Here is a 22060-nt window from a genome sequence, read left to right on the forward strand (position 1 = left end):
ATGGTTGATAGTCAGTCACTTTTCCTGAGATACCTCACTCAATTGAAGAAAATTGTTCAAAAAGTGCCCGATGAACTTTTTTCGTCGTCGTTGAGCGAAGATATGTTTTCGTTAGAAATGCACGCCAAAATCGCAGCGAATTTCACCTTGCGTGGCTATTGCCCCTTGAATGGTATCGAGCCAGTGTCACTGTTTGAAGATCAATCTGGCAAAGCGCCAGTGCTGAAGCAGATACAAGCCACGCTAGATATGTTAGGCGAGGCTTCTATCCACCAACAATTTGATGACAGTAACATGTTGGTGGATAAGGCAGGTTTTGCTGAGGTCAAACTGAAAGAGTCTGAGTTTATCCATTGCTACATCGTACCCAACATTCTGTTTCATATCAGCATGGTTTACGCGATTGCCAGAGCCAACGGTGTGCCTTTAAGTAAAGGTGACTTCGATGGTCTACATAGTTATCCTGCAGGCTTCAGTTGGGTCAAATAGTCTGTTGTACACTATTTTGCATTCTGTATTTCTCCTAGCCCACCCGCATTGTGTAAGTTAGTAAAGCCTTGAGATTTTAAATACTGGTAGGCTTGGCCTGAGCGATTACCACTACGGCAATAGAGAACGATTTGGGTATCTTTGTCGATGTGGGCGAAGTGTTTTTCTAGCTCCGAAAGTGGGAAATTGACCGCTTGATCTAAGTGCCCCGCGGCAAATTCTTGCTCTGTGCGCACATCAACCACCATAGCGCCTTGTTCAATCCACTGCCAACCGATTTCAGCACGCTCAGATGCTGCGACGGGGAGGCCAAAAGACGCAAGTAGCGTCACAACAAGTATCAACCGTTTCATCGTTATCCCTTCAGTTTGGTTTGTTCAAATCATTTATACGCGGTGGTCGCGAAATAAATCAAGGCAAAATTGCTTGGCAGGAGATATAGCCAAATTGTCTTAGTCAGAAGTAATAGCGTTATCACTAATCAGCCATTGAGTACTACACTCTGTTAGCTATTAGGGAGAATTATGCACAATCTTACACTTCTGGTTATCGCATTGATCGCGTTTGCCGCCAACTCATTTTTTTGCCGATTCGCACTGGCAAGCCAAGCGATAGATCCAGGCTCGTTTACCTGGTTGAGACTGGTTTCTGGCGCACTGACTTTAGTGATCATCCAAAGCTTTCGTCGGCAGATGAACTTTTCATTCTTAACTGATAAGCATAGCTGGTGGGCAGGGCTTTCTCTGTTTGGTTATGCGGTGTGTTTTTCTTTTGCCTACACCCAGTTGAGTACCGGGACGGGCGCCTTGATTTTGTTTGGTGTGGTACAACTGACGTTAGTGGCGTTTCACGTACTGTCGGGTAATCGGCTGAGTGGTAAAGAGTTGCTTGGAATTCTTGTCTCTTTGTCGGGTTTTGTATTGTTAATGCTGCCTTCTGCACAGGCTCCGACTGTTAGTGCTGCATCGCTGATGTTGGTGGCAGGTGTTTGCTGGGGCGTTTTTACCATGCTTGGCAGGAAAAGCAGTGTTGCATCGGTTGCCATCACTCAAGGTTTTGTCTTGGCGAGCGTTTTAGCTGCAGTTGCTAGCCCTTGGCTTATCTCATTCCAGTCGATTCATTTACAGGGAGTAGTGTGGGCGCTAATGTCGGGTATTTTTGCTTCTGGCTTTGGCTATATTTTGTGGTATCAGGTCGTTAAACACATCTCGGTACTGCAAGCTTCCGTTTCTCAACTTGCAGTCCCTGTTATCGCCTTCATTGCTGGCAGTGTTGGACTGGGTGAACCAGTGACTACCACTGCGGTTATTTCATCGCTACTAGTGCTGGGTGGCATAGCGCTGATTTTTGCGACCAGAGCGAAGCAAGCGGATTAATACGGCGATAAATTTGCTACTCGGATAGGGTCACTTTTTCGATTTTGATTGTATCAAGTGGCACATCATCGTGGCCTTTTTTACTGCCAGTCATGGCTTTGCCGATATTGTTAACTACGTCCATACCCGCAGTCACTTTACCGAATACCGCGTAACCCCAGCCTTGATTGGTTTTCGCTGTGTGATCGAGGAAGTCGTTATCATCGAGGTTAATAAAGAACTGCGCGGTTGCAGAGTGTGGAGCGTCGGTGCGAGCAAAAGCGATAGTGCCTGTTTTGTTTTTAAGCCCTCGATTGGCCTCGTTGGCAATCGGTGCGTGGGTTTCTTTCTCAGTCATATCTTCGGTATGGCCGCCCGCTTGAATCATAAATCCATCGATAACACGATGAAAAATCGTGCCTTCATAAAACCCCTCATGGCAGTAACGCAAAAAGTTCTTTGAGCTGACAGGCGCTTTGTCCATGTTCAATTCAATTTCGATATCGCCATAGGTGGTGGATAAAATAATCATGGTTATTACTCATTAGCAAAGGAAGGCTACGATTATAGCAAGGTTTTGATTTTGCGAGTAAAGAGAACAGGAGTATCAGCAAAAGTTTAAAGACGTGAGCATGGCCAGCTTTTGGGTATCAAGGCGTCAATTCAGTAAATCAAACGGCGAGGTTAGACTATAACTGTAAGATAATAATTAAGTTCTTTACGCTTTGGGCGTGGAGAACAAGTGCGCGAATAGGAGCTAAAGATGCCAGATCAAGTTGCGATACAAGACCAACTACCGAATAACCATTGTTTTGGCTGCGGGGCAGACAATGACGTTGGTTTGCAGCTCAAGAGTTACTGGCAATCAGATAGCCACGCGCGCTGCGAGTTTGAACCTAAGCCACATCATTGTGCTGGACCGACTCATTTTCTAAATGGTGGGGTGATTTCCACTATCATTGATTGTCACTGTGTATGTATGGCGATTGCCAAAGGCTATCAACTCAATGGTCAGAAGGTGGGGCAGGGGGAGCCAGTGTGGTATGCGACTGGGAATCTCAACGTGTCTTTTCTCAAACCCGTCGCGATTGATACGACGGTGACTTTAACTGCCAAGGTACTTGAAACCAGCGAGAAGAAGATGATTTTGGAGTGTGAGCTCCACTCTCAAGGCGAGTTATGTTGCTGCGCAGAAGTTATCGCAGTTAAAGTGCCAAATGAGTGGTTTAATGCGAGATAGTCGTTTAAACGCCAATATTTCATAAGTTCTTACACAACTCGCGGCTTTAGCGCTTTACATCTGATGCTAAGCGTTGAACACTTCCCCTCGAATTTTAATCACAGCCGACAGATATAGAGTCAGTATAAATTATGAATAACACGACGACGAAAAAGTCGAATCCCTTGTTTGAGATCCTATTTAACGTTTTTATCCCTTCATTCATATTAATGAAATTTAGTGGTGAAGAACATCTGGGAACGTCTCTGGCACTTGTTGTCGCTTTGCTATTTCCCATTGTGTACGGTGGAATGGATCTCATCCGTAACAAAAAGTTTAACTTTATCGCAGCTCTGGGTTTTGTCAGCGTCCTGTTGACCGGGGGAATTGGTCTACTAGAGCTAGATACTCGTTGGTTAGCGCTTAAAGAAGCATTGATTCCAGGATTGATTGGCCTAGCGGTATTAGGATCAACGTTTACCCGTTACCCATTTATGCAGAAAATGATTCTTAACGATACCGTTTTGAATCTTCCCGTCATCACAGAGCGTCTAAAAGAGAAAGGCAAAACAGAGGCATTTGAGCGTTGTCTGATGTCATCAAATTACCTGTTCGCCAGCACGTTCGCCTTCTCGTCAGCGATGAACTACTTCCTTGCGACTTGGATTGTGACCAGTCCAGCAGGTACCCCAGAGTTCAACGAAGAGCTGGGTAAGATGACGTTATACAGCTACCCTATGATTGCTATTCCAAGCATGTTGATGATGTTTGGGATTTTTTATTATCTATGGCGACAAATCAAAGCCATGACGTCATTGGAAACTGAACAGATTTTTCATGTTAAGTGACAAGTTGTGAGCCGCTTTGGCTAGCTGACACTTAGAGAGATGTAAAGGAAGGGGGACATAGAGCCCCCTTTCTACACTTTTATGTCCTGATTCAAACGGCTTTCTGGTTCGGGGCTGCTTTTATGCCGAGCATCGAGCAATGAGTTATCGATATTTTCGTTGACCGACAGCTCGTAGCACTCATCAATATTCTGCTCTAAATAAGCAAACACTGCGTGGTCAAGTTCGCCTTTTTCCACCATAGCCCACATGATCTCTAGTATTTCTTTGGCTTCTAGCCGTTCACGATACGGGCGATTTTGAGATAGTGCTTGAAAGATATCGGCAACGGCAATAATTCGTGAAGGTAAGTCTAAATCTTGGTCAGTTTTATTGTATGGATAGCCACTTCCATTGAGTTTTTCATGATGATTTGATGCCCACTCGCCGATTTTTGAACAAGGAAAGACCATTTTTAATGCAATTTCGGTGTCGATCGTGTGACGTTTTATATGGATGTATTCTTCACTGGTCAGCGGCCCCTCCTTGTGAAGAATCTCATCGGGAGTACGCAGTTTTCCAACATCATGGACAAGCCCCGACACATACAACATTTGCGATGTACGTTTGGTCAGCGCCATCCCTTTTGCTAAGTAGAGGCACAGCTCGGCGACTTTACGAGAATGCTGGTAAGTAAAGGGGCTTTTAGCATCAACAATACCTGCAATGAATCGACCGAGCTGAACCAGATCATGCAGCGAGAGATCTTTTTGCAGCCAATCTAAGTGACTAAAACCCAGTGGTAACGCTTCGATATTTTCTGGTTCCATTGCAAACCAAAAGCCATCTTTTTCCACCAGTGTACACAGTGCGTCGACGTAGTCTGGGCGAAAGGTAGAACCCGAATTTTTCTTCAGAGAGCGAATGATGTCATGCTTTTTGAGGGTGATGAGATCTGGGTGTTTAACGTTTGCACACTCGGCGCGAAAAAAATCCAGCCTGTCTGCAATAAAAATAAGTGCGGCCATGTCCTTCTCAAAACAAGACAGCTCAGTTTGTTCTAGCTGCTGCCAGTGGGTATGGTGGTGGAGAATGATCGGGGCGAATTTTGCCAGCAAATTACAACTATTTAGCGCTTGGAATCCGGCAATACAGTGAACTTTAACATGGTCAGGGTTTAGCTTGGCAACGAGTTCGGTGTGCTCTGTGGTTTGAGACACCCCACAATCGTGAATTAGCCCGGCAAAGAATGCAAACTCTTGCTGTTTAACATCCCACTGAAGCTGCTTTGAACACTCATAGGCAATATACGCTACTCTATGGTTATGGTGGATGTCATCGACACCAACATAATCAAGTGCCCGCGCGACCCAAACAAGGGCGTGTTTTAAGTCAACTGAAAACGAAGGGTCACTTTGATTTCTTATTGCGTCCATGGCCTGCTCACCTAGCATTATTATTTTTCAACAGCCGTACTGTTAAAAGCGTAGTTGAAGGCTCATATGATACAAGTGACCTGCTTCAATTTTTAAACTGGCAGAAAACAAAGTAATACTTTGTTTTACTAGTAACTCTATATCGAGGCCGGGCAACGTTGTGGGCCGTGAAATCAAATATCGCTTGAGATCACTTTGCTTTAATCGAGATCTTGACCTATTGGTTAGTATTGACAGAGAATGCGCGGCCGATTTTGTCTTTGAAACAATTCGCATAATTAATAGTTGTGTTGTTAATAATCAAATCAATTAATGTCAGCCATTTATAATTAGATATAACACATTGGTTCTAGGGGAAGTAATGTCTTTACCATACGATAGCTCAAGACGTAAGTTTATGAAGCAGTGCGTGATTGGTGGTGTCACCATTTATAGCGCTCCGATGCTTATGAATAGCGTCCACGCCGCAGAAAATAATCCGATTGAAAAAATTCGTGCTAATTGGAGTACGGACAATAAACCAAATTTTCGTTTCGATGCCATCGAAAAAGTGACCGGACAAAAAATCTATGGCCGCGATTACCGCGCTGTGGACATGCCAGATTGGCCAAATGAACAGCATCATGCACTGATTATTCGTGCTTCTATCGCCAACCGCGTGTACTTAGGCTTCGATATTTCATTCTTGCCTGCGGACATTCAGCCATACAAAGTGATTACCGCTGAAGACTTAGCTGCAAATAATATTGATTTAATTGAAGAGTTTGGCGGTAACATGCTGCTGGAAAAGGGTAAAACGCCTGATTATCTTGGTCAAGAGATTGCCGTTTTACTGTTTGACTCATTTGCTGCCTTCAACAAAGCGAAAGGCCGTATTCAGTTCAACAAAGATGTTGTGCAGTATGGCGAACAAACCGCGGTTGTTGCTGACGCAAAAGACCCATATGCAGCATGGCGTATTGTTCGCGAAGAGGGCCCACTAGGTTTAGCCGACCACTACAGCACTCTGCAAGATGGCCTGTTCTTTCCGAACTATGTTGAACGCCGCCCTGTATGGCCAGACGCTGAAAACAGCATGGCAGATAATGGCAAGCGTGGCATGTACTATGCCGAGCAGCTACAAAACGATGTTGCGAACCGTGATGATTGGTTTGTGCTCGACCGTACCTATCAGACTCAATCAATTGAGCCCATGGCTTTTGAGCCAGAGTCGTATAACGGCTGGTATGACCGCGCGGCTAAGACTCTGCATATTGTCATTTCTAGCCAGTCAGCTCAGCATTTCTATTATCATGCAGGGCACGTTATCGCTAAGAGTCCACTCGCGAGCGACATTAAAAATGTAGTGGTTCATACGCCTTATATCGGTGGTGGCTTTGGCGCGAAAGATCACACCCAATTTGCATACTATGGCATTTTGGCGTCGATGTTTGCTAAAGCTCCAGTACGTATTGCCAATGACCGTTTTGAGCAGTTCCAGTACGGTTTGAAACGTCATCCTTTCAAAATGGCCAATCAACTGGCATTTGATAAAAAGACCAAGAAAATCACAGGTTTGGTATCGGATATGGAAGTCGACGGCGGTGGCCGCATCAACTTCTCTGGTTCAGTGACTATGGTTGGTGCGAGTGCGCTTCAAGGGGTTTACTACATCCCTCGTAACGACATCACCGCCGTATGTTACCCCTCGCAAACACCACATGCTGGTTCTATGCGTGGTTACGGGACACTGCAGTCGATGTCAGCGATGGAAATGATGTTTAACGAAGCGGCAGCCGAGCTAGATATCGATCCAATTGAACTGCGTAAGATTAACGCGCTGAAACCAGGCGAACGTAATACCCAAGGTGCACGACCAAATGGTGATATGCGCTACGTAGAAATGCTAGAAATGGCAGAGAAGCATCCGACTTGGATCAATCGTCAGTCAGCTAAGCAAGCCTTTGAAGCTAAAAACCCAGGTAAACTTTATGGGGTGGGTTTCGGTATTGTGTCAAAAGACTACGGTACGGGTGCCGCGGCGCCATCTTCCAGTGTGGAGCTAACGCCTGAAGGTAAGATCATCGTTAAGACTTGTTCGGTTGAAATGGGGACAGGTATCGACACGTCGCAAGGTAATCTTGTCTCTAAATACCTGGGCTCAGCCGCCGACGAAGTAGAAATGGCGGTGACAGAAGAGTTTGATGCCATGGAACTGTTCGATACTGACAGCCCATACATCATCTCGCAAGATCGCCAGGATGAAATGTCTAACAATCCACGTTGGACACCAGTGGTTTCAATGGCGACAGCAGCAAGTATGTCGAGCTTCTACCAAACGCAGACCACAGAGCAAGCTGCGCGTATCTTGTTCGAAAAAACACTGTTCCCTGCTGCGGTTGAAATCTGGAGAAATCGTTACTTCAACGGCGAATTAGCGACTCCAGACTTCTTAGATATTTCAGAAGCGCGCTGGAGCGAACAAGGCTTAACGATCAAAGGCTACCCACCGATTGACTTGGCAACGCTTGCGAGCAAAGCGCATCTTGATGGCATGATCACTGGCGTTATGACGCACGCGTTTAACCGCTGGGCATGGGCTTCTGCGGAATTCGAAATCAATGGTGAGCTGCAACGCTATCCGCTAGATGCAATTGCCGTCAAACGCGGTATCGGAGCACGCAACGTGAAAACCAACCGCTTTGGCTACCAAGTGATTGAGCGTAAGAGTGTCGATTATCCAAAAACTCAACTTAACAATGCGATGGTAACCTACTATGCACCTTGTGCAACGCTGGCTGAAATTGCGGTAGAAAAAGCGTCAGGCAAAGTTGAAATTCTATCGACTCACACTTGGCTAGAACCAGGTAAAGTGCTCGTCGAACAGCTTGTTGAAGGCCAGATTGAAGGCGGTCTAACCATGGGCGTTGGCCACGCACTGTATGAATACTTACCAAGAAACGAACACGGCGCAGGCAACGGTACGTGGAACCTTAACCGTTATCAGGTGCCACTGGCGCAGCACAACGGTGTATGGAACATGAACTACACCTTGCTACCGCCATTGTCAGAGTCAGACCCAGCCAAAGGTATTGGTGAAGTGGTCATGATCCCTGTCGTACCCGCCTTGATTGAAGCGATCTATCAGGCAACCAATACCCGTTTTTACCACACGCCCGTTAGAGCTAAAGATATTGTAGAGGCACTTTAATCATGAGCATGATCAGTTTAACCATCAACAACAAGTTGTACGGGCCGTTGGAAGTTGATCCTGAAGTGAAGATGACCGACTTTCTACACGAATACCTTAACTTAACTGGCACCAAGTTCGGTTGTGGTCAGGGGGTATGTCAAGCTTGTACCATCATTGTCGATAACGAAGATGGAAGCAGTGATACGATACGTACTTGTATCACTAACGCGGTCGTACTCAACGGTAAAAAACTGCGTACCATCGAAGGCCACGCAGAAACCAACAAGCAAGGAGAAATAATCGCTCTGCACCCTGTGCAAGAAGCCTTTGTTGAGAACTTCTCTTTCCAATGCGGTTGGTGTACGTCAGGCTTCACTAATAAGACTGTCGCTTTAGTTGAAAATCTAAAACGTAACCCGATTGCCAAAGATCAGGTTCAACACGTTATTGAAACTGAGCTGAAGGATCACGTTTGCCGATGTACTGGCTATGTTAAATACTACAAAGCGGTCAAAGAGCTGATCTTATCGACAGAAGGAGCAACGATATAATGAAAAAACTCGCTCCTTTAGCGCTGTTAATGGCCATCAGTCCGATGACGATGGCCGAAGCCGATAACGAACTTATCAAAAAAGGTAAATACCTCTCTGAGCTATCGGACTGTTACGCTTGTCATACCGCAGAAGGCGGAGAGCCGTATGCCGGTGGGTTAGCGTTTAAAACTCCGTTCGGTACCATCTACTCAACCAATATTACCTCTGATAAGCAGCAAGGTATTGGTGGTTATAGCTTTGAAGAGTTTGATAAAGCGATGCGTCACGGTGTTGCACCAAAGGGTAACCTGTACCCTGCCATGCCGTACACTTCGTTTGATAAAATCACTCAAGAAGACATGCGTGCGCTGTACGCCTACTTCATGGATACCAAGCCATCTTCACAGCCAAATTCTGAAAATGACGTGATGTTCCCGGCCAATATCCGCACCGGTCTAAAAGCTTGGAACTTGCTTAACCACAGCCCACAAGAATTTGTCGCAGATAGCAGCAAGAGCGATGATTGGAACCGCGGTAACTACATCCTCAACAGTTTCGGTCACTGTGGCGAATGTCATACTCCTCGTGATATGACCATGGCGATGGATCATGGTCAGCACTACCAAGGTGCGATGATTGGAAATGTGTGGGCACCGGATATTACTCCAGAAGCGCTTATCGAGCAGGGTTGGAGCACTCAAGATGTGAAACATCTTTTGAGCACAGGTTACTCACGCAAAGGCACGGTTGTTGGTGAGATGTACACCGCGATTTACCACAGTTTAAGTAAGTTTGATGAGCGGGATCTGCAAGCTGCTGCCACTTATTTGCTTGATAGTGACGAAGAAATAGCAGGTAAGTCGCTAGCGTTCAACATTGATGCCAACCAAGGTGAAGGGTACCAGCTTTACATGGGTTACTGTGCTGGCTGTCACGGCATTGAAGGTGAAGGTAAACCGAACTTTGCTCCTGGCTTAGCGGGTAACGGCTCTCTTGTTCATGACAACAGCGTCAACCTACTGGTTGCGACGTTATTTGGTATTAAGCCGCAGCACTACTCTACCTTGGTGTCATTTGATGATATGCCAGCCTATGGCGGCAAACTCAATGATGCCGAGCTGACTGGGCTAGTTAACTACCTCAAGGCCGCCTTTACTGAATCGCCTGTTCGCTACACTGAAGCGGAAATAAGCGCTCTACGTAAAGAAGTAGAAGACAATCAGAAAAATGCCGCTCACTAATCTGCTTCTCTTGAAAGCTTGATAATTAGAGGAATGGTCGGGGCGCATTAGAGCAAAGTGCCCGACCAGACCTCTTTTTGTTTGTCTGTAACCTGCCTTACTAATCAAATTTAATGACTCTTGGAGCCAAAGATGTCGAATCATTTGTTGTCCCTACTAACTCAATGGCGTGATCTCAAAGATGAAGCTAATTGGGTGCTAGGGACAGTGTATAAAACCGAAGGCCCAGCTTATCGAAAAACGGGCGCAATGATGCTGTTTAGTGACTCCGGACATCAACTCGGTATGCTCAGTGGTGGTTGCCTTGAGTCCGACATTCACTTACACGCGCGTAAAGTTGTGCTCAATCAAAAGCCGGCGACTCTGACTTATGACGGCAGTGATGAAGATGACATGGCATTCCAGCTAGGCATTGGTTGCGGTGGTACGGTACATATTCTTTTGCAGCCATTAACGGTTGAAAATGACTATTTAGGGCTTGTCCAAGTATTGGATGCACTAGAGCATCATCACACTGGCTATTTTTACCAAAAAGTTTCAAATAAAGAGATCGCGGCGCGTTTTGTGGTTGAGCCAAGGTCAAATGAGCAGCAACGTGCTCAGTTACTTGAGCAGGAAGACGGCTTGTGGCTATGTACGCCGACTGAAGCGCCCCTGCATCTGTTGATTGCAGGGGGGGGAATTGATGCGCGGCCTGTCGCCCAGCTTGCTCACCAACTTGGTTGGCGAGTCACCCTATGGGACCCAAGACCTGCCAATGGTCGTATGGAATATTTCCCCAATATCTCTAGACGCTTAAACGGCACAGCAAGTGACCTTAATGCCTATTGCCAGCAACACAGCGTACAGGCAGCGGTATTGATGAGCCATAACGTCACACTAGATGCACAGGCACTTGCAGCAATGGCTGGAGTGCAGCTCAAATACGTAGCACTACTTGGGCCAGTCAACCGCCGCGAGCGTGTTATCGAGCAGTCTGGTATTGAGCTAAACCAGCTCTCTGCTCCATTATCAGGTCCAGCAGGGCTAGATATTGGCGCCGAATTGCCAGAAACCATCGCCTTGTCAATTCTGGCAGAGTGCCAAGCTGCTATCACAAAAACCAGTGCTCGTTCTATTAGTGGTGTGTTAGAGAAAGCAGGTAACGTCCAATAATATGGAAACTAAAGAGATGAAAGTCGCCTTAATGATTATGGCTGCTGGCGAAAGCAAGCGCTTTGGTGGTTGTAAGCAGCTCAGCCAAGTCAGTGACGATCATAGCTTACTTTCCCATGCCATCGAACAAGCCGTTAACGCCCAAATAGGTCCGGTGTTTGTCGTTACCGGCCGATGGCATAATGAAATTGATCAAGTGCAGCAACAAGGAGCGTTCGCTACCGTGCCACTTCTGCATTGCCCGGATTGGGCGCAAGGGCTAGGTCGCTCTATCGCTTATGGGGTAGAAATTCTCGCGCCAGACTACAACGCGATTTTGATCACCCTTGCTGATCAAGTCGCCCTCACCAGTGAAGATTTTCACCGATTCGTTGAGTTAGCCAGCAAAGAGCACATCGTATGCTCACACTATAACGGTAAACGAGGTGTGCCTGTGCTGTTTCCAGCGTGCTATTTTCCACAGTTAACTCAGCTAAATGGCGAACACGGTGCTCGTAGCCTATTACGCGGTGAACAATTTCCCATTCGCGAAATCACTCTGCCACATGCGAAATATGATATCGATACGCCACAAGCACTGGCTGAGTTTAAAAAGATAGCAGGTCACTTTTAACGAGTTCATGCCCTCGAATATCAAGCCCCAGTTATTCTCCGAGCAAGTGACAACGATTTATATCTAAAAATAACAACCTTTTATAAGAGATAATAAAAACCCACATGAGGTTATTTAATCTCATGTGGGTTTATTTAAAGGCAAGCGATTATATCACTCTCCGAGCGCTTTACGTGCTAATTTTGCCGCTGCGCGCTTGTGGCGATCCATTAGTTGATGAATATCGACACCAATGACTTCGCCATTTAATACCCGCCAGTGGCCTGCAACCATCACTCGGTCAGCTTGTTGTGCGCCACACAGCAATAAGGCAGCGAGAGGGTCGTGACTGCCAGAGAAGCGGATATCATCAAGCTTGAACATCGCAATATCGGCTTGCTTGCCGACACTCAACTCACCGATGTCACTGCGGCCCATGGCTTGTGCAGAACCTTTAGTTGCCCAGCGCAGTGCATCAAAATGGCTGACGTTTGCCGAGCCATATTGTAGGCGTTGCAAATACATCGCCATCCGTACTTCGGCAATCATGTTGGAGCCGTCATTAGAGGCCGAACCATCAACGCCTAAGCCAACTTTGACACCTGCTGCTTCAAGATCGTTGTTTTTACAAATCCCAGAAGCGAGCATCATATTGGAAGTGGGGCAGTGACTGATCCCAACGCCAGCCTGACCCAGTCGACGAATCTCTTCGCTGTTGAAATGGATGCCGTGCGCAAGCCAGGTTCTGTCATTTAACCAGCCGACGTCTTCTAGGTAATCGACCGGGCGCAAGCCAAATTTCTCTACGCAGAAGTCTTCTTCATCGAGTGTTTCACACAGATGAGTGTGCATCATGACGTTTTCTTGTTTGGCGATTCGCGCGGTCTCTTTCATCAGGTCGGTGGTGACGGAGAACGGTGAGCAAGGTGCTAGCGCAATTTGTGTCATCGCGCCTTCGCCCGGCTGGTGGTACTGGCGAATCAGGCGATAGCTGTCATCGACAATCGCTTGTTCAGTTTGAATGGTGTGTTGGGGTGGCAGGCCGCCATCTTCAACGCCAAGGCTCATAGAACCGCGGGTGAAAATAGCTCGTACCCCTAGCTTTTGCGCAGCTTCAACCTGCAGGTCAATGGCATGCTCCAGTCCCTGTGGCAAAAGATAATGATGATCCGAGGCCGTGGTACAGCCAGAGAGCATCAATTCAACCAGCGCTAGCTCGGTGGCGACGCTCATCATCTCTTCATCGAGGTTGGCCCAAACGGGATAGAGGCTTTGGAGCCAATGAAACAGCTCTTTATTTAACGCATCAGGGTAAGCGCGGGTTAAGGTTTGATAAAAGTGGTGATGGGCATTGATAAGGCCCGGGGTGACAACATGCCTTGAGGCATCGACCACATAGTCAATCTGGTGGGAGGGGGTTGCATGTTTGGCAACAAGCTCGACAATGTGATTGCCTTGCACAACGACGCCGCCTTGGGCATCTTGTGTGCTGCCAGTGTAAATTGCCAAAGGATTCTTAATCCAGATGGTTTCCATTCATAGTAGTCCTTAGCCGTCTCAGCCATTTCAGGGGAGAGGGTCTTAAACGTTTAGTTGCTGTTTAGCTAGGAATGCCTAGCCGGGGTATTGTTATTGAGCTCAACCTTACGATTGAGCTCGGGTCTCCTTTTGAAGTCTATTCGGTGGTTTTCGCCGCCAATTTACTTTCGATTGCTTGTGGTTGTTCATTGTCATCAGATTTACGAATGATTTTTTCTTCCACCTGCACTTTACTCTCGGTCAGCGCTTCACGTACTTCTTTGTTGCTCGATTTCGGTAGCAACTGATGCATTAACACAGTGATGATGGTACCTGTAGTGATGCCTGAGTGAAGAAAGCTGGCAATATCATGCGGTAGGTGTTGCAGTAAACGTGGCTCGAAAGTTACCGCTAAACCAGAGGCTAAACCGACACAGATGACCAAAGCATTACGTTTGGTATCTGCCGCCATAATTAACATACGGATACCCGCATAAGCAATCATGCCGAACATGACAAAACCGACACCGCCCAGTACAGGTTTCGGAATGGTGACCGCAACTGCCGCTAGTTTGGGGAATAAGCCCGCCAGAATTAATAGGCCGCCTGTTGCTGCCACTACGTATCGGCTGGCAACACCCGTGATGCCCACGATACCGACGTTTTGGCTAAATGACGCCAGTGGCATGGCGGTTAAAATTGAAGACAATGTGCTGCCTAAGCCATCGCCCAGCAGGCCACGTTGGAGGTCTTTACCGGAAATCTGCTTATTACAGTTGTTCGCCAGTGCCATAAAGTCACCCGTGGCTTCTGCAATCACAACAATGTAAACCAAGCTCATACTGACAATCGCGCTGGCCTGAAAACTTAAACCGTATTTGAGCGGTTCTGGACCACCGACCCAAGCTGCCGAAGAGACGTCGTCGAGATTAACCATTCCGAGTGACAGTGCGACCACATAGCCGCCAGCAAGGCCAATCACAATCGCTGATGCCGCAACCGCCCCTTTACAGTAAACCGATACCGCGACAACGATGCCGAGCGAAATAATCGCAAGGAAGAGTTTAGGCAGCGTAGCAAAGTTTTCACTCGCGGCCGGCGCATCACCGACCCAGTTCATGGCGACAGGCAAAATGGTTAAACCGATAAGTGTCACAACCACGCCACTGACCACCGTTGGGAACAGCTTGCGAACTTTGTCCATATAGAAGCTGGCGATGATCACCACCAATGAGCCAACCAGTGCTGAGCCCATAATACTAGCCACCCCACCTTCACGGCCAATGGCGATGGCTACGCCGAGAAACGCAAAACTTGACCCCATGACCACAGGTAGACGGATACCAACCGGGCCAAGACCGATACACTGCGCCATGGTGACGATACCCGAGGCGAGTAGCGCAGCATTGATCAAGGATACGATTTCATCATTAGGTAATCCGATAGATGCACCAACAATCAGAGGCACGGCAACAATACCACCAATAGAAGCGAGCATATGTTGTAAGGCGAGCAGTAAGGTAAGGCCATGCGGTGGCTTTTGATTAAGTGTATAGAGAAGTTTCATTGGTTATACCTCGGAGAGAAGATCCTTGTTCTCTCGTTGATTGGACAATTGACTTCTACAAACTGCGTAGGGTCACGAGTGTTTCGTTAATAAACCTAACCCAAGTGCTTGCTCAGGTTAGGTTGGATGGGATTAGATGTAGATAAGCTTAGCGATGAAGATGACCGTCAAAATGTACATTGAAATCGAAACATCTTTGGTTTTGCCAGTCGCCACCTTCAGCACAGTGTAAGTGATAAAACCGAGTGCAATACCATTGGCAATCGAGAACGTCAGTGGCATCATCAGCGCGGTAATGGCTGCGGGTGCTCCATTGGTGAAATCCTTCCAATCGACGTGCTGCATACTGCTCATCATCACGAACGCCACATAAATCAGCGCGCCCGCGGTGGCGTAGGCTGGAATCATACCTGCCAGAGGCGAAAGGAAGATTGCGGCTAAGAAAAGCACTGCGACCACAATCGCTGATAGGCCAGTACGTGCACCTGCCGCGACACCTGCCGCACTCTCAACGTAACTGGTTACAGGTGGACAACCGACGCATGCGCCAGCAACACTAGAGATAGAATCCGCCTTTAACGCCTTGCTAAGCCCTTCAATTTTTCCTGTCTCTTTATTAACTAAGTGAGCACGTTCCGCTACGCCCATTAGGGTCCCGGCAGTATCAAACATATTGACGAACAGGAAGGCTAAAATCACGCTGATCATCGAGACATTCATTGCCCCTGAAATATCCATTGCCATAAAGGTTGGCGCTATGCTTGGCGGCGCAGCGAAGAAACCGTTGTAATGCACCAGCCCTAGCATCATGCCAATGACAGTAACACTAAGAATACCGATCAGTACCGCACCGAATACTTTACGCTCGCTTAAGACTGCGATAATCAAAAAGGCGATGGCAGCGAGCATAGCTTCAGGCTTGGTGAAGTCACCCAGTGAAACTAAGGTGGCTGGGTTATCGACCACGATTCCGGCGGTTTTTAAGCCGATAAGTCCTAAGAACAAACCGACACCGGCTGTCATAGAAAAGCGTAGGCTCTCGGGAATACTTTCGATAATCCATTGGCGGATCTTATAAAAGCTCATGCCAACAAACAGAATGCCTGACAGGAATACAGCGCCGAGCGCAACTTCCCAGCTATAGCCCATTTCGCTCACCACAGTGAAAGAGAAAAAGGCGTTCAGACCCATACCCGGCGCTAGGCCGACTGGCCAGTTGGCAAAGAGTCCCATAAGTAAACAGCCGATGGCGGCACCAATACAGGTCGCGACAAACACGGCGCCTGAATCCATACCGGACGCGGCCATAATTTGCGGGTTAACGAAAATGATGTACGCCATAGTGGCAAAGGTGGTGATACCACCGATCATTTCGTTTTTTACACTGGTTCCGTGCGCTTTCAGTTTAAAGAAGCGTTCCAGAAAGCCACTCGATTGTTGTTCGTTAAGCACTTCCGCTTTGCTTTCATTCATCTCAGCAAGTCCTTTAGTCATATTTTGCTCAAATTGAATACTGCTTTTGGCTCGATTTGGGCGTGCAAACACCCACAGGAGCCTTTCAATTCTCCTGATACCTGTCGTTGTTAGATTATTAGTATGTAATTAGTTATTAGCTGCCACGGTAAGTGGAAAAGCTATAGGGCGAGACAAGTAAAGGTACATGGTAGTGTGCCCCCTCTTCACCCAGACCAAAGCGAATCACCACGTCGTCGAGGAATGGTATCTCACCAAGGTCAACATCTTTGTGCTGATAATAGTCGGCCACATGGAACACCAGTTGGTATTTTCCTGTGGTGAACGCTTCCCCTTCGAGTACGGGTTGATCCGTTCGACCGTCGAAGTTAGTGGTGACGGTTTTTATCCTCGTCAGTTCTTCGCCTTCAACACGGAACAGTTCGATGCGAATATTGGCACCGGGTACACCGTGCATTGTATCCAATACGTGAGTGGTTAATTTTCCCATAATTGTTATTCGCGACCAGCGCTCTCCTTAGCTTTGTTTAACCAAGATTGTATACAAGGTTGTTTTAAAATTAAGTCCCATACCTATATATGTACACAAAATATCCAGATAGTAAAGCGTGATGTTATAATTTTGTTACTGATAAAAGTGCGTTAAATTCAGATTTGTGAGATTGGGCGAGAGAGGTTGCAAAGACTTTTGTTTGTTAACTTATTGAAAATAATAATCTAGTTAAGATAAATTAACTTTAACAACAAAATCTTTACATTAAGATATTTTATTGTATACAATGAGTGTATAAAGTTTTCATAAGACACTAAGGTGATGTGTCTTGTATTAAGGAGAGCCTGAATGGATAAGGATTATTCACGAGACTTGATTGGCTATGGGGCGAATCCTCCTCACCCTAAGTGGCCAGGTGGAGCGCGTGTCGCTGTGTCATTTGTGTTGAATTACGAAGAGGGCGGCGAGCGTTGCCTATTGCATGGTGATGATGAATCCGAAGCCTTTCTGTCAGAGATTCCTGCCGCGCAACCAATTAAAGGCGAGCGCCACATCAGCATGGAATCTATCTATGAATATGGCAGTCGAGCTGGCGTCTGGCGTGTGCTGAAATTGTTTGATGAGTATGAGATCCCGCTGACGGTGTTCGCAGTAGCAATGGCTATTGAACGTCATCCGGAGGTTGCTCAGGCGATGGTGCAAGCTGGTCACGAAATTTGTAGTCATGGCTATCGTTGGATCGATTACCAATATATGGACGAATCGCAAGAGCGCGACCATATGATGAAGGCGATTGAAATCATTAAAGCGATCACTGGTGAACGTCCATTGGGCTGGTACACAGGTCGCACAGGGCCTAACACTCGTAAACTGGTGGCAGAAGAGGGTGGATTCCTCTATGACTCGGATGCTTACGACGACGATTTACCATACTGGCACACAGAAGCAGGTGCACCACAGTTGGTGATCCCTTACACACTGGATGTGAACGACATGCGTTTTGCAACGGTACAGGGGTTTAATTCTGGTGAGCAGTTTTATCAGTATTTGAAAGACACCTTTGACACTTTATATGCCGAGGGAGAGACGGCGCCGAAAATGATGTCGGTAGGTCTACATTGTCGCCTTATCGGCAAACCGGGTCGCATTGCCTCGCTCAAGCGTTTTCTCGATTATGTCAAACAACATGATGATGTTTGGCTATGTCGACGTGTCGACATCGCGCGTCATTGGCACGAACACCATCCATACACACCAAACAAGGAGAAATAACATGACAGAATTTCGTTTTTGCAAACCGTCACAGATGGCTCGCAGTGAATTTGTCGGCCAATTTGGTGATGTGTATGAACATAGTCCTTGGGTTGCCGAGTCTGTATACGACCAAGGTTTAACCGACCAAGACAACTTTATTTCAAATCTGCACCAACGCATGGCAGAGACGCTACTCGGTGCAGACAAAGCTAAGCAATTGGCTCTGATCAACGCTCACCCTGATTTAGCGGGTCGAGCAGCTATTAACGGAGAACTCACTGCCGCATCAACGGCGGAGCAAGCGGGCGCGGGTATTGATCAGTGCAGCGCACAAGAGTTCGCAAAATTCACCACGTACAACGACAGTTACAAAAGCCGCTTCAACTTTCCCTTCATCATGGCAGTGAAAGGGGCCAATCGTTACCAAATTCTTGAGTCGTTCGAGAAGCGATTAGGCAATGATAGTGAAACTGAGTTTGCTACCGCGATTCAGGAGATCAACAAGATTGCCCTGTTTCGTCTCCGAGATATGTAAGTCACCGTGCTGTCGACTATCTCGTTTAAACCATTGGCATAGGGTGCTCATTAAGCGCCTACTCACTCAACCTATTTTTGAATAATTGGAAGGATAAGGACATGTCCTTAGATATTGAACAATACATTAACCTTGCTGACGATAAACTTGGCGCAGAAGCTATCTACGCTACAGACGATTTCTTTGCTGATAAAAGCCGACTGCTGCGCCGAGAAGCGCCAGAATGGAAAGAGGGCGTTTATGATGACAACGGAAAATGGATGGATGGCTGGGAAAGCCGCCGTAAACGCGGTGAAGGCTATGACTTTTGCGTCATCCGCCTCGGTCTGGCTGGCACGATTGCTGGGGTTGATATTGATACGTCTTTCTTCACTGGTAACTTCCCGCCATCGGCATCAATAGATGCTTGTTATTCGCCAGATGGTGATCCAACGGACGCCACTGAGTGGCAAGAGATTTTGCCGTCCATGAGTCTACAGGGTGATCATCACCATTTAGAACCAATTCAAAGTGACGAAGTGTTTACTCACTTACGTCTCAACATCTACCCAGACGGTGGTGTCGCTCGACTACGAGTATACGGCCGTCCAAGTGTCGATTGGGATCGCATTGACAGCCAGCAGCAAGTTGATCTCGCGGCGGTTGAAAATGGTGGCCGTGCGTTAGCCTGTAGTGATGAGCACTACGGCAACAAGTCTAACATTCTTGGCCCTGGTCGCGGTGAAAACATGGGCGATGGTTGGGAAACCGCACGCCGCCGTACACCGGGCAATGACTGGGTAATTGTCGCCTTAGGTCATGCGGGCAATATCGACCGAGTGGTGGTTGATACGGCTCACTTTAAAGGCAACTTCCCTGACAGCTGCTCGATTCAGGCTGCTTACGTTAAAGGGGGAACCGATGACCAAGTGGCAACCCAGAGCCTGTTCTGGCGCGAGTTGCTGCCGGCACAAAAACTCAAAGCGCACGATATTCATGAGTTTAGCTCTGAAGTTAATGAACTTGGCGCGGTGACGCACGTTCGTCTGAACATTTTCCCTGATGGTGGTATCAGCCGTTTGCGTTTGTTTGGCACTAAAGCGAAATAAGCGAGGGATTGAATATGAGCACAGGAACACGCCGTTTAACGATTGAGCCTTTAACTAAGCAAGCCTTCGCCGAGTTTGGTGATGTGATTGAGGTAGACAATAGTGATTACTTCATGATCAACAATGGCTCAACGCGCCGTTATCACAAGTTAGCCACGACGGATGTACAAGATCAGGGTGGTGAAGCCATCATTAGTATCTTCCAAGCAACGCCGCTTAGCTATCCGTTAACGATAAACATGCTTGAGCGCCACCCTTTAGGTTCTCAGGCATTTGTTCCTTTGCTTGGTCAACCATATCTGATTGTTGTTGCACCCAAAGGCGACGCTCCTTCACTCAGTTCATGCCGAGCATTTTGGAGTAATGGCCGTCAAGGCGTGAATTATCACAAGGGCGTTTGGCATCACCCTGTATTGGCATTGACCGATCAAGATCAGTTTCTGATCGTTGACCGAGGTGGTGAAGGACATAACTGTGATGAAGTCTATTTTGACACCGATCTAGTGTCGCTCGACTTAGACTCTCTGCCAGAGTGCAACCAACAGCAACAAAAACAGCGCACGGAACACGCGCTGTAAAGGAGTAAATTATGGATCCACATATCACGGAGTGGTTGAATCTAGCGATTCGCTGGGTTCACATGATAGTTGGCATCGCATGGATTGGTGCATCATTCTACTTTGTTTGGTTAGAGAATAACCTTAACCGAGTCAACCCAAAAACGGGGTTGTCTGGTGACCTATGGGCGATTCATGGTGGTGGTATTTATCACCTTGAAAAATACAAACTTGCGCCACCAGAAATGCCAGAGCATCTGCATTGGTTTAAATGGGAAGCGTACTTCACTTGGATTACTGGGGTACTGCTACTGGCTGTGGTTTACTACCTCAACGCTGAGATTTACCTAATTGCACCAGGCTCTGGCATGTCGCCTTCGACCGCCATTGCGATTGGTGTTTCAGCCTTAGTCGCAGGTTGGTTCATCTATGACTTGTTGTGTGATTCGCCACTCGGCAAAACCCCGATACTATTAGGTGCGGTGCTGTTTGTCCTGTTAGTGGGCGCTGCCTATGGTCTTGCTCAGGTATTCAGTGGTCGTGGTGCCTACATTCATGTTGGGGCGATTATCGGTACCATCATGGTAGGTAACGTATTTCGCGTGATTATGCCAGCCCAGCGCAATCTGGTCAGTGCGATTGAAGAGGGACGTGAACCCGATCCAGCGCTACCCGCTAAAGGCTTATTGCGCTCTCGTCACAACAACTACCTGACCTTGCCTGTGCTGTTCATTATGATCAGTAACCATTTCCCAAGCACTTATGGTTCGGAGTACAACTGGGCAATTCTGGCCGGTTTGGCAATCTTTAGTATCTTGGTGCGCCATTACTTTAATACCCGCCATGGTAGCCAGAAGTATGCGTGGACAGTCCCTGTTGCAGCGCTAGGCATGATCACATTGGCATTTGTTACGTCACCATACGCAACTATGCCTGCTAACGAGTCAGTGAAAGCGACCAAAGTGGTTGAAATGCCTGCGACGCATAGTGCTGACACTGCGAGTGAGCAGCAGCAAGGTGAATTGGATCAACTGGCTCAGTCGAATTCAGTGAGCTTTTCGACCATTAACGAGGTGATCCAACAGCGCTGCGCGGTATGTCACTCTGCCACACCGACCCACGCGGCCTTTGCTGCTGCACCTGCTGGGGTACTGTTAGACACGCCAGCGGAAATTCAGGCAAACAGTCCCCGTATCGCACAGACCGTGACGACCAAGTACATGCCACTTGGCAACATGACTCAGATGACCGATGACGAACGTACGTTGATTGGTACATGGGTCGAACAGGGCGCGATGATCAACTAACTCGCTAAAGACTCTCGCTTAACGGACTGCTAATCCGTTAAGCGTGGTTCATGCAAACGTGGCATTTCCCGCCATTTTATCTCACGTGAGATCCCCCGGCCCCTGTTCCGGGGTTTTTTATGTTCCTTTGATAACGCGAGTGTATTAACACGCTTGGCGTCTGGGATTGATGCGATGAACGATCCCGTGACTATACTCATTATTAAAAGAGCAATCGTTCGATTTTGTTCTGCTATCTAATGCGCTGAT

General features: G+C 47.3%; 21 protein-coding genes. 14 read left to right on the plus strand and 7 right to left on the minus strand.

What is annotated here, in order from left to right; genetic code table 11:
- Window positions 1-489 (plus strand): DUF1993 family protein, encoded by a 489-nt coding sequence (locus TW81_RS16160; RefSeq protein WP_045956766.1) that lies wholly within the window; start codon window positions 1-3, stop codon window positions 487-489.
- Window positions 490-500: 11 nt separating this feature from the next.
- On the opposite strand, the gene TW81_RS16165 is transcribed toward TW81_RS16160, so the two are convergent.
- Window positions 501-842, minus strand: a complete 342-nt coding sequence (locus tag TW81_RS16165; protein WP_045956767.1) for a rhodanese-like domain-containing protein — start codon at window positions 840-842, stop codon at window positions 501-503.
- Window positions 843-1013: 171 nt separating this feature from the next.
- Between TW81_RS16165 and TW81_RS16170 the strand changes: the two genes are divergently transcribed.
- Window positions 1014-1865: a DMT family transporter gene (locus tag TW81_RS16170; protein WP_045956768.1), complete on the plus strand. Its 852-nt coding sequence runs from the start codon at window positions 1014-1016 to the stop codon at window positions 1863-1865.
- 16 nt (window positions 1866-1881) lie between these two features.
- On the opposite strand, the gene TW81_RS16175 is transcribed toward TW81_RS16170, so the two are convergent.
- Window positions 1882-2376: a peptidylprolyl isomerase gene (locus TW81_RS16175; protein ID WP_045956769.1), complete on the minus strand. Its 495-nt coding sequence runs from the start codon at window positions 2374-2376 to the stop codon at window positions 1882-1884.
- 231 nt (window positions 2377-2607) lie between these two features.
- Between TW81_RS16175 and TW81_RS16180 the strand changes: the two genes are divergently transcribed.
- Together TW81_RS16180 and TW81_RS16185 are read left to right on the plus strand one after the other, a co-directional pair.
- Window positions 2608-3084 (plus strand): PaaI family thioesterase, encoded by a 477-nt coding sequence (locus TW81_RS16180; RefSeq protein ID WP_045956770.1) that lies wholly within the window; start codon window positions 2608-2610, stop codon window positions 3082-3084.
- A gap of 131 nt (window positions 3085-3215) precedes the next feature.
- A complete protein-coding gene (locus TW81_RS16185) occupies window positions 3216-3911 on the plus strand; it encodes a VC0807 family protein (RefSeq protein ID WP_045956771.1) in 696 nt (231 codons plus the stop codon).
- 71 nt (window positions 3912-3982) lie between these two features.
- Here TW81_RS16185 and TW81_RS16190 read toward each other — a convergent pair whose 3' ends face one another.
- A complete protein-coding gene (locus tag TW81_RS16190) occupies window positions 3983-5326 on the minus strand; it encodes an HD-GYP domain-containing protein (RefSeq protein ID WP_045956772.1) in 1344 nt (447 codons plus the stop codon).
- A gap of 361 nt (window positions 5327-5687) precedes the next feature.
- Here TW81_RS16190 and TW81_RS16195 point away from each other — a divergent pair, with 361 nt between their 5' ends.
- The 5 genes from TW81_RS16195 to TW81_RS16215 all read left to right on the plus strand — a co-directional run bounded on the left by TW81_RS16195 (window position 5688) and on the right by TW81_RS16215 (window position 12040).
- Window positions 5688-8516 (plus strand): xanthine dehydrogenase family protein molybdopterin-binding subunit, encoded by a 2829-nt coding sequence (locus TW81_RS16195; protein WP_045956773.1) that lies wholly within the window; start codon window positions 5688-5690, stop codon window positions 8514-8516.
- A gap of 2 nt (window positions 8517-8518) precedes the next feature.
- Window positions 8519-9049: a (2Fe-2S)-binding protein gene (locus tag TW81_RS16200; protein WP_045956774.1), complete on the plus strand. Its 531-nt coding sequence runs from the start codon at window positions 8519-8521 to the stop codon at window positions 9047-9049.
- Entirely contained in the window at window positions 9049-10272 is a 1224-nt protein-coding gene (locus TW81_RS16205) for a cytochrome c (protein ID WP_045956775.1), read from the plus strand. The genes TW81_RS16200 and TW81_RS16205 overlap by 1 nt, the downstream gene beginning before the upstream one ends.
- A 132-nt stretch (window positions 10273-10404) precedes the next feature.
- A complete protein-coding gene (locus TW81_RS16210) occupies window positions 10405-11427 on the plus strand; it encodes an XdhC family protein (protein ID WP_045956776.1) in 1023 nt (340 codons plus the stop codon).
- A gap of 1 nt (window position 11428) precedes the next feature.
- A complete protein-coding gene (locus TW81_RS16215; RefSeq protein ID WP_045956777.1) occupies window positions 11429-12040 on the plus strand; it encodes a nucleotidyltransferase family protein in 612 nt (203 codons plus the stop codon).
- A 153-nt stretch (window positions 12041-12193) separates the two neighbouring features.
- Here TW81_RS16215 and TW81_RS16220 read toward each other — a convergent pair whose 3' ends face one another.
- From TW81_RS16220 to uraH, 4 genes are all read right to left on the minus strand, one after another.
- A complete protein-coding gene (locus tag TW81_RS16220; RefSeq protein ID WP_045956778.1) occupies window positions 12194-13555 on the minus strand; it encodes an 8-oxoguanine deaminase in 1362 nt (453 codons plus the stop codon).
- 139 nt (window positions 13556-13694) lie between these two features.
- A complete protein-coding gene (locus tag TW81_RS16225; protein ID WP_045956779.1) occupies window positions 13695-15104 on the minus strand; it encodes a nucleobase:cation symporter-2 family protein in 1410 nt (469 codons plus the stop codon).
- 132 nt (window positions 15105-15236) lie between these two features.
- Window positions 15237-16577 (minus strand): NCS2 family permease, encoded by a 1341-nt coding sequence (locus TW81_RS16230; protein ID WP_045956876.1) that lies wholly within the window; start codon window positions 16575-16577, stop codon window positions 15237-15239.
- A gap of 136 nt (window positions 16578-16713) precedes the next feature.
- Complete coding sequence (gene uraH, locus TW81_RS16235) at window positions 16714-17067, minus strand: hydroxyisourate hydrolase (RefSeq protein WP_045956780.1); 354 nt, start codon at window positions 17065-17067, stop codon at window positions 16714-16716.
- Between the two features lie 351 nt (window positions 17068-17418).
- Here uraH and puuE point away from each other — a divergent pair, with 351 nt between their 5' ends.
- The 5 genes from puuE (at window position 17419) to TW81_RS16260 (ending at window position 21811) form a co-directional block, all read left to right on the plus strand.
- On the plus strand, window positions 17419-18342 hold the full coding sequence (gene puuE / locus TW81_RS16240; RefSeq protein WP_045956781.1) for an allantoinase PuuE: 924 nt from the start codon (window positions 17419-17421) through the stop codon (window positions 18340-18342).
- 1 nt (window position 18343) lies between these two features.
- Window positions 18344-18859, plus strand: coding sequence for a 2-oxo-4-hydroxy-4-carboxy-5-ureidoimidazoline decarboxylase (uraD, locus tag TW81_RS16245; RefSeq protein WP_045956782.1), 516 nt, complete (start codon window positions 18344-18346; stop codon window positions 18857-18859).
- Between the two features lie 101 nt (window positions 18860-18960).
- Window positions 18961-19947, plus strand: coding sequence for an allantoicase (alc, locus tag TW81_RS16250; RefSeq protein WP_045956783.1), 987 nt, complete (start codon window positions 18961-18963; stop codon window positions 19945-19947).
- A gap of 14 nt (window positions 19948-19961) precedes the next feature.
- Window positions 19962-20525 (plus strand): ureidoglycolate lyase, encoded by a 564-nt coding sequence (locus TW81_RS16255; protein ID WP_045956784.1) that lies wholly within the window; start codon window positions 19962-19964, stop codon window positions 20523-20525.
- A gap of 11 nt (window positions 20526-20536) precedes the next feature.
- Entirely contained in the window at window positions 20537-21811 is a 1275-nt protein-coding gene (locus TW81_RS16260; RefSeq protein ID WP_045956785.1) for a urate hydroxylase PuuD, read from the plus strand.
- Window positions 21812-22060 lie beyond the last annotated feature (249 nt).

The organism is Vibrio galatheae (genome assembly GCF_000967545.1).
Lineage (GTDB): Bacteria > Pseudomonadota > Gammaproteobacteria > Enterobacterales > Vibrionaceae > Vibrio > Vibrio galatheae.